Below are 7,814 nucleotides of genomic sequence, written 5' to 3'. Positions count from 1 at the left end.
CCGCGTCAACCACTTCTCCCGCAACCCCGTAATCTCCGTCTCACCGATCATCGCGCGACCGGAGGAGACCGAGTCGAGCCCGGCCATGCAGTGCATCAACGTCGACTTGCCCGAGCCGGAAGGCCCCATGATCGCGGTGAACTGCGCCTTCCGGAACTCCACGGTGACCCGGTCGAGCGCGACGACGCGGGTCTCTCCCTCGCCGTACACCTTCGACAGCTCGACGGCGTGTGCGGCAGGCACGGCGGACCGCGTCGCGGGACCGCCCGGTGCGGGCTGGGACTGGGTACTCGTGGTCACGGTGGGCTCCCGTCTGGTGCTTCCTGGAACCCCACCATCCTCGCGTCGGCCGGCGGCCGGGCAGTCCGTCCGAGTTCCCGTTCTGCGGGGGGTCTTCGGAGGTACGCCGGCACAGCGGCGTCCTACCCCGGTATGACACACGGCACCGAGCCGCGGCGGCCGACGGCCCCGGGACCGGTGGTTCGCGCTCCGCTTCGACGCCGGGCCCGACGATTCGAATAACGGACGGCTGACCATGATCCAGGCGAGCGGCGACTTTCCGTCATTCCGTACTTCGCGGGCTGTTGCGCGCTCCCCCTCTTCACAGGGCTGCAAGGACGCGGTGCGGTTGCTGACGGGTCATCAGCTGCCAATAAAATAAGACAACATCGGTCTCTCGCTCCGCAGTTCGGGGGATGACCCTGGATAGGCTCATCCCCGCGCCCCGGGGAGGGCCACGTGCGTCCCGCGGCGCACGATGCGTTCCAGGAGCCGGTGCCCGGATGGTGGAATGCAGACACGACGAGCTTAAACCTCGTTGGCCTTCGGGCCGTGCCGGTTCGAGTCCGGCTCCGGGCACCTACCGGCTCCCTTTGTGACCTGCGGAAACAGGCGGCCGGTGAGGCCGGTCGAGAAGACGGCTGCATCCTCGCCTTCCAGGAAGTCGCCTGCTCGGCCGACGAGTTGGCGAGCCGTCCGGACCGGTCACCGGCGATCGTCGCTTACGCGGGGACCCGAGTCGCGGGGACCCACGCCGCGGGGGCGGACGAGGCGGGCGCGGTCCCCGGTCTGCGCCGGCGAGCAACTCACCTGCCGCTGCGCCGAGTTCGGGCACACGCGACGCTCCGGCCGCTGGAGAGCGGAACGGCGTCGACCCGGCACGTCCCGCGGTCACCGGACGCGCCTGCCGCCACGGGACAGACGGGAAGCCCTTGCCCGCCTCCTGCCAGCGGCAGCACGGACCGACTCCTGAGGTTGGCAACAGATGCCAACCAACAACCCCCTTCCACCTGCCGACCGAGGCGTGAATACCGGCCCTCGGGGGCCAGTTGACGGCGAGGCTTTGTCAAACATGCAGCTCGGAGCTAGGCTCACTGTTGCCCGAACCGTGATGGGCAAGGGCCGGCCTTCTGCCCGTCAGCGCTCCGAAAAGCCGCCTTCCCGCACCGTCCGCGGTTCGGTCCCTGTCCCTAAGACGACGCTGGGATTCGCCACGTGCAACAGCCCCATTTCGGCCGCCGCCTCAAGCAGATGAGGACCGAGCGCGGCCTGTCGCAGTCCGCCCTCGTCGGGGACGGCATGTCCACGGGGTACCTTTCGCGGCTGGAGTCAGGGGCGCGCAGACCCACCGACCGGGCCGTCGACTACCTGTGCCGGCGGCTCGGTGTGGAGCGGGACGCCTTCGAGGAGCCGGGCAGGCGCCCCTTCCTCCAGGCCCTTGCGATCGCCTCCTCGGGCGAGGCACCCGGAGCGGAGGCCGACGAACTGCTGAGCGCGTCGGATGCCGAGGACCCCACCCTGCAATGGCACGCCTTCTGGCTGATCGCCCGACGCAGATTGGGGCAGGGGCGGGTCGCGGAGGCGCGCGACGGCTTCCGGGAAGCGGTCCGCCTCGCCGACGACCTGGACGTCCCGGAACTGCGTTGCCGGGCACGCACCCAACTCGCCCGGTGTCTGCGCTCCTTGGGCGAGTTCGACGACGCACTGACCGTCGCCGAGCAGGCGTACCAGGTGGCACGCGGCACAGAACTCCCCGCTTCCGAGGCCGGCGCGGCGCTGCTCACCCTGATCTCCTGCGAGGCAGAGACCGGCCGACTGCCGGACGCGCGCGCACACTCCGACGAACTGCTCGGCCTCGTCGGCGACTTCGACGGCACGCTCGGAGCGGAAGCGCGCTGGGCCTCCGCGACCGTCCGGGTCCGCCAGGGCGACTACGAAGGCGCCCAACAGCTGCTGGGCGAAGCGCTCGACCGGCTGGCCAGCGGCGACGACCTCCTCCTGTGGCTGCGGCTGCGCCTGGCCGCCGCCTCCCTCTCCTTCCAGTCACGCCCTCCGCTGGTCACCCGTGCCGCAGAACGCCTCGCGGAGGCGGAGCCCGCGGTCGCGCTGGTCGGCACCGAGGTGACCCGGCAGGAGCTGGCCGCGCTCCAGGCTCAACTCGCCCTCCACCAGGGCCGTCCGGACGACGCGCGGGAGATCGTCCGCGCGCTGCGGGACGAGCCGCCCCGGCTCAGCCATCGCGACCAGCTCCGGCTCCAGATCCTGGAGGCCCAGCTCATGATCCTCGGGGACGAGCGGACCGAGGGCGCACAACGACTGCGGCGCCTGGGCGAGGAGGCACAGCACGGCGCCGACGTGGACCTCGCGGCCGAGGCATGGCGGCTGCTCGCGGAGTCACTGGCTCCGGAGGACTGAGAGCCGGCCGAGCGGGGAGCGACGCCTCCGCACGGGAGCCGTCGAGCGGCTGCCGAGTGGACAGCGGTGACCGGGCACAAAGCGGAACGAACAGGGAGCCACCCGCGGTATGAGAATGCACGCGAACGAGGCACGGACCGACGAGTCGCTCGTACGCTCCCTGCTGCGCGGCCAGTTCCGACACCTGGCGGACCTGTCCATCCGGCGGCTGGCGTCCGGCGGCACCACCAACGCGATCTACTGTGTGGGCTCGGAGCTCACGGCCCGCCTGCCCCTGTTGCCCGGGGGCGCCGAAGCGCTGGAGCGCGAGGCCCGTTGGCTGCCGCGGCTCGCCCCGGCGCTGCCGTTTCCGATCCCGGAGGTCGTCGCAGTCGGGGAGCCGGCGGAGGGTTTCCCGCACCGGTGGGCCCTCCACCGGTGGGTGACGGGCGAGGTGCTGATGGAGGGTTCCACGGACGGTCAACACAGGCTCGCGGGGGACCTGGCGGCTTTCGTGACCGCGTTGCGCGGAGTCGGTCTCGGAGGCGGCCCCCACTCCTACCGGGGCGGTCCGCCGGTGAGCGTGGACGCGGAGACGCGTGACGCGATCGACGCGCTGCGGCGCACCGGCGAGCCCTTCGACGCCGACGCGCTGCTCGCCGCCTGGGAGGCGGCCTTGCGGGTCCCGCACTGGACGGGCCCGGACCGGTGGACCCACTCCGACCTCATGCCCTCGAACCTGCTGGGGGCCGACGGCCGGCTGACGGCGGTGCTCGACTTCGGCACCGTGGGCGTGGGCGATCCGGCGATCGACCTCATCCCCGCATGGAACCTCCTCTCCCCGGCAGGCCGGTCCTGCTTCCGAGACGCCGTCGACGTCGACGAGGCCACCTGGTCCCGCGGGCGCGGCTGGGCCCTGTCCATGGCGCTGATCCAACTGCCCTACTACCGGCGCACCAACTCCGTCATCGCCGCCAACGCCCGCCACACCATCGTCCAGGCGCTCGCCGACCGGTGACCGAGGCGGTGGACGCCCGGGCCCCGCGCACGGGTCCGGCCGTCCATCGCCTTCGGCCGTCCTCAGCCGATGAGGGCCTGGGTGATCTGCCTGGTGGTCTGCGCGGCGACCCAAGGGTTCACCGCGGCGTAGAGGGTGTAGGCGTTCAGCCCGGTGGCCAGGGCCCATCCGCGGCCCCGCGTCCACGTGGCGTCGTCCACGCCGAGAGCGGCACGGAACACCCGACGGCACCTGGGAGACATGAGCGTGAAGGCGATGGTGAGGTCGCAGGCCGGATCGCCCGAGCCCAGCTCGCCGAAGTCGATGACGGCGCTGAGACCGCCGGCGACCGTCAGCAGGTTGCCCGTGTGGAGATCGCCGTGGCACCAGACCGGCGGCCGGTCCCACGGCGGGGCGGCGAGGGCGGCATCCCACAAGTCGGTCATGGCGGAGGCGTCGAAGACGTCGCGGGTCTTCGCGATGGCCTCGCGGGTGGGTCGGTCGCGGACGGCCAGCGGCGGCACGGTGAGGTCGTCCCCGGCGCCCTCCGTGGCCGAGGGCACCGGTACCGCCCGATGGAGGGCGAGCAGGAAGTCCGCCAGGGCCGTGGCGGCCCCGACCGAGTCCGACAACGCGTCGGGCGTCGCCCTCTCCCCCTCCAACCAGCGGGCGAGCGACCACTTCCACGGGTACCCGAAAGCGGGCTCGCCGACGCCGAGCGGCACGGGCACGGCCAGCGGCAGGCGGGGCGCGAGCCGCGGCAGCCACCTCAGCTCCCGCTCCGCCTGACCGACCGCTCCCGGGTGGCGCGGCAGCCGGACAGCCAGTTCCTCCCCCAGCCGGTAGATCACGTGGTCGGAACCCGCCGGATCGACCAGCCTCAGAGGCAGCCCGGCCCATTGGGGGAACTGGGCGCCGACCAGGCGTGCGGCCAGGTCGGCATCGATCACGGGCAGGTTCCCGGCAGTGCTCTCTGTGCTCAACTCGATCCTCACGTGTGTTCTCCGGACGATCTCCCCCGCACGGTCCTCGGATCGCGAGCACCATGACAGTACGGGCGCTCCCGCTCCTCAACCGGTTTTCCGTGTCCCAGCCGCCGTGGTGACCGCGGCTGGACGTTTCGGCGCCTGTCAGCAGTCGGAGCCCGGAGGCGTGCCGACCGCCCGGGGCAGGTTCCGCACGGCGGGGATCGCGAGGAGGACCACGATCACCACCAGGTTGACCCCGGTCGAGACCGCCAGGAGCCAGTGGGCGCCGAGATGCTGGGCGACCGGGCCGGCGAGGGCGCGGCCGGCGGCCAGGGAGAGGACAGAACCGGCCACGTCGTAGGCGTTGACCCGGTTGAGCGCAGCCCGCGGTACGTGCGTCTGCATGGAGGTGCTCCACATGACGACCCAGAAGGCCAGTCCCGCGCCACCGGCGAAGAGGGCGGCGGCGATCAGGGGAGCCGGTGCCGAGGCCGCGAGGGCGAAGGTGCCGACGGCGACCCCGAACAGGGCCAGCGTGCCCGCCGCGAGGGGTCTGCGGGGACTGGCCCGGAAGGCCACCAGCCCCCCGGCGACGTTGCCCGCTCCCTGGACGGCCATCATCAGGCCGAAGACGTCCGCCCCGTGGCTCTCGGTGATGAGGACCGCTTGGAGGGGCAGTTGCGCGCCGAGCGAGGCCAGCGAGTACACGGTCCACACCGCGATCACCGCCCACAGCCAGGTCCGCGAGCGGAACTCGCGCCATCCCTCGGCCAGGTCGCGGAGCAGGGACGTCCCCCGCGGTCCCGCCGCCTTTCGCCGCCGCATCATGACGAGGAACAGTCCGCTGAGCGCGAAGGTGACAGCGTCGACGAGGAAGAGGGCGGAGGCGCTGCCGAAGCCGGCTATGACACCGGCGACGGCGGGCCCGGCCGTCATCATCAGCGACTCGGTCACCCGGATGACGGCGTTGGCCTGGCGGACCGCGGTGGTGAGGGAGGGGATGGTGCTGGCGATACCGGGCTGGAACAGGGCGGCGCCCACCCCGTTGACGGCGCTGAGCAGGTAGACCAGGGCGAGGGGCGGGGTGTCGGTGGTGAACAGGACGGCGAGGCCGACCGTCACCACCGCCCGCCCCGCGTCGGCGGCGATCATGAGAGTGCGGGCGGAGTAGCGGTCGGCGAGCACCCCGCTGAAGAGCACCAGGCCGCCGAAACACGCTGTCCAGGCGCCGAGGGCGAAGGAGACGGCGGAGGCGCCGTGCCCGGTGGCGACGAGCCCGAGGGAGAGCGCGACGGGCACCATGCCGTCGCCGAACCGGGAGGCGGTCCGGGAGAGGAAGAACATCAGGAATTCGCGATTCCCTCGAAGCCCGGCGCCACCGGGCTCCTGCGTTCCGGACGCCGGCGCGGGTGCTGCTTCGTGCGAGACCATGCTGCTCCGTCTCCGGTCCGTGGGGGGCTTACGTCAGTGCTCGGCCGTGGCCCTCAGCCGGGCCAGGTACTCGGGGCCGACGGTGGTGACGTCTCCGGTCCCCACGGTCAGTACGAGGTCGCCGGAGCGTGCGAGGCCGGCCAGGCGGGGCACGACCTCGGCACGCTCGGGGCAGTAGTGGACGCGGTCCGCCGGGAGCGGCACCCGGTCCGCGATCAGCGCCCCTGTGACGCCCTCGATGGGCTTCTCCCTGGCCCGGGAGACGTCGAGGACGAGCACTTCGTCCGCCTGCCCCAGAGCGGCGGCGAACTCGGAGGGGAAGCGGCGGGTGGTGGTGAAGAGCGGTGGCTGGAAGACCACGATCAGCCGGCCGTCTCCGGCCACCTGGCGGGCCGCCCGAAGCTGCGCCCCGACCTTTGTCGGGTTGTGCGCGTAGTCGTCGTAGACGCGGACGCCGGCCTCCGCGCCCCGGAACTCGAAGCGCCGTGCGACCCCCCGGTACTCGGCGAGGCCCTCTACGGCGCGCTCGGCGGGCAGGCCGAGTTCGAGCGCGGCCAGCAGCGCCGCGGCCGAGTTCTGCGCCATGTGGCGGCCGGGGGACGCGATGCGCACGCCCGGCAGCGCCGCACCGTCGAGGGAGCAGCCGTAGGTGGTGCCGCCGGACGTCACGGTGATCCGGGTGAGGCGCAGATCGGCCGTCGGCGACTCCCCGAAGGTGCGCACCCGCACGCGGGAGCGGGCGACTTCCGCGAGGCGGGCGGCGCCGGGATCGTCGTCGTTGGCGATGAGGACACCGCCCGGCGCGACGCGGTGCGCGAACTCCTCGAAGACCCTCGCGTACCGCTCCGGGGTGCCGTGGAAGTCGAGGTGGTCGTCGCTGCCGACGTTGGTGACGATGGCCACCTCGGGCGAGAGCAGCAGGAACGAGCCGTCGCTTTCGTCGGCCTCGGCGACGAACAGGTCTCCCGCCCCGTGGTGCGCGTTGGTACCGAAGCCGCCGAGTTCGGAGCCGATCGCGAAGGACGGGTCGGCTCCGCAGTGCGCCGCGGCCGTCGTCAGCATGCCGGAGGTCGAGGTCTTGCCCGCCGTGCCGGCCACCGCGATCCTCCGGTGCCCTTCCATGACCGCGGCCAGTGCGGCGGCGCGCGGCACCACCGGGAGACCGAGGGCACGGGCTCGGGCCAGTTCGGGGTTGTCCTCGGCGACGGCACCCGAAGTGACGACGGTGCCCGTCTCGGGCAGGTGCGCGGGATCGTGGCCGACGTGCGCGCCGACGCCGAGGGCGCGGAGGGCGGCCAGCCGGGGCGACTCCTTCGCATCCGTGCCGGAGACCGTCACGCCCCGGCTTGCCAGAATCCGCGCGACGGCGCTCATGCCCGCGCCGCCGATGCCGACGAAGTGGACGGGGGAGAGGAGCCGGCCGGCGGGGCCCGGCCCGCCCGCCGGCGGAGCGGGCCGGACGTCGTGCGGGGTGATGAGCGTGCTCTGCTCCGTCATACCGGACCTCTCGCAGCGCGTTCAGGGGAAGTCAGACCTTGCCAGTCATGGGCAACATTTGGCAAGGCCGTGTCTGTGCGGCTACGTTGGCGGACGTCGCGGCGCAGGGCACGAAAGGGGCGGGGCATGTCAGTTGACGCGGGACAATCGTTGCCCACGGAGTGGGCGGAGCAGGCAACCACGTACGGTGCGCGATGGCTTGCCACACCGGCACTGGCACGACTGGTCGCGGCGTTCGCCGTCCATCC

General features: G+C 72.6%; 6 protein-coding genes and 1 tRNA gene. 3 read left to right on the top strand and 4 right to left on the bottom strand.

What is annotated here, in order from left to right; translation table 11 throughout:
• Window positions 1-300, bottom strand: a 300-nt coding sequence (locus tag UWG_RS33765; RefSeq protein WP_016908924.1) for an ATP-binding cassette domain-containing protein, incomplete at its 3' end; no start/stop codon positions are given.
• 476 nt (window positions 301-776) lie between these two features.
• On the opposite strand from UWG_RS33765, the gene UWG_RS0119700 reads away from it, so the two are divergent.
• From UWG_RS0119700 to UWG_RS0119690, 3 genes are all read left to right on the top strand, one after another.
• Window positions 777-858: transfer RNA gene (locus UWG_RS0119700), tRNA-Leu, on the top strand.
• Window positions 859-1,494: 636 nt separating this feature from the next.
• Window positions 1,495-2,694 (top strand): helix-turn-helix domain-containing protein, encoded by a 1,200-nt coding sequence (locus UWG_RS0119695; RefSeq protein ID WP_016908923.1) that lies wholly within the window; start codon window positions 1,495-1,497, stop codon window positions 2,692-2,694.
• A gap of 109 nt (window positions 2,695-2,803) precedes the next feature.
• Window positions 2,804-3,691 carry an aminoglycoside phosphotransferase family protein gene (locus UWG_RS0119690; protein WP_420235640.1) on the top strand — a complete coding sequence of 296 codons (888 nt, stop codon included), beginning with the start codon at window positions 2,804-2,806 and terminating at the stop codon, window positions 3,689-3,691.
• Between the two features lie 62 nt (window positions 3,692-3,753).
• Here the strand turns inward: UWG_RS0119690 and UWG_RS0119685 are convergent, their stop codons facing one another.
• The 3 genes from UWG_RS0119685 to murC all read right to left on the bottom strand — a co-directional run bounded on the left by UWG_RS0119685 (window position 3,754) and on the right by murC (window position 7,566).
• Entirely contained in the window at window positions 3,754-4,653 is a 900-nt protein-coding gene (locus tag UWG_RS0119685) for an aminoglycoside phosphotransferase family protein (RefSeq protein WP_029391599.1), read from the bottom strand.
• 147 nt (window positions 4,654-4,800) lie between these two features.
• Window positions 4,801-5,982 (bottom strand): MFS transporter, encoded by a 1,182-nt coding sequence (locus UWG_RS30535; protein ID WP_016908920.1) that lies wholly within the window; start codon window positions 5,980-5,982, stop codon window positions 4,801-4,803.
• Between the two features lie 120 nt (window positions 5,983-6,102).
• The gene (murC, locus tag UWG_RS0119675) at window positions 6,103-7,566 is read right to left on the bottom strand and encodes a UDP-N-acetylmuramate--L-alanine ligase (RefSeq protein ID WP_016908919.1); all 1,464 of its coding nucleotides are present in this window, start codon (window positions 7,564-7,566) and stop codon (window positions 6,103-6,105) included.
• Window positions 7,567-7,814: the final 248 nt, after the last annotated feature.

The organism is Streptomyces xiaopingdaonensis (genome assembly GCF_000262345.1).
In the GTDB taxonomy this organism is placed as follows: Bacteria; Actinomycetota; Actinomycetes; order Streptomycetales; family Streptomycetaceae; genus Streptomyces; species Streptomyces xiaopingdaonensis.
Note: the sequence above shows the minus strand (reverse complement) of the source record. Positions and strands in the feature narration are given on the sequence as shown.